Consider the following 855-nt stretch of genomic DNA (forward strand, 5'->3'; position numbering starts at 1 on the left):
TTGTTTTTTCCGGATCCTTCAGGTAGGTGTCGGTGAGCCAGGGGGCCCTGACCACTATCTCGCCCATGTCCTTCTCATCGGGTTTGACGTCTGTGAAGTCGTCGTGGATGACTCTGACGTATACAAGAATGCCAGGAAATCCCGTTTTGACGGTGTACTCAATTCTCTCCTCCTCATCCAGACTCAAATGGGGAAGAAAAACGGTAGCGGCAATAGCAGGACATGTTTCAGAAAGTCCGTAGCCTGAAATAACCCGCACACCCTTCTCCTGAGCCTTCAAAATCAGCTTCTCTGTGAGTTTTGCTCCTCCCACCTCGACCTTCCACCCCGAAAGTTTCTCTTCTTCTGGCAAGGCATCAAGGATCGTTTGCAGGACAGTTGGAACGCAGTGGCTGATTGTCACCCCCTCCTTTTTTATAAGATGTATGATTTTCTTTGGATCATATCTTCCCGGATAAACCTGCTTGATACCCAAAACAGTCGCAATATACGGTTTGCCCCACGCATGGACGTGGAACATAGGTGTGAGTGGCATGTAAACGTCATCGGGCATCAAACGGGCAGGGGTGTTTCGGCCAGCAAAATTCAATCCCGCCCCCAGTGTATGAAGAACAAGCTTTCTGTGGGTGAACCAAACACCCTTCGGTCTTCCTGTTGTTCCGCTGGTGTAAAAGAGGGTCGCCATCGTGTTCTCATCAAAGTCCGGGAATTCATAGTCCGGGCTTGCCTTCCTGAGCATTTCCTCATACTCGATGTCAGTCAGCTTTGTTTCCGGCATTGTGTCGTCCGTCATGATGACGTAGCTTTTTACCGTTTCAAGCTTGTCGGCTATGGATTCGACAAGGGGTACGAAGT

General features: G+C 49.7%; 1 protein-coding gene. It reads right to left on the reverse strand.

The genetic code is table 11. The features are described 5' to 3' along the window. The coding region (locus tag JFQ59_RS12320; RefSeq protein WP_202320808.1) for an AMP-binding protein at positions 1 to 855 on the reverse strand (855 nt) is incomplete at both ends.

Source organism: Archaeoglobus neptunius, from assembly GCF_016757965.1.
Classification (GTDB): Archaea; Halobacteriota; Archaeoglobi; order Archaeoglobales; family Archaeoglobaceae; genus Archaeoglobus; species Archaeoglobus neptunius.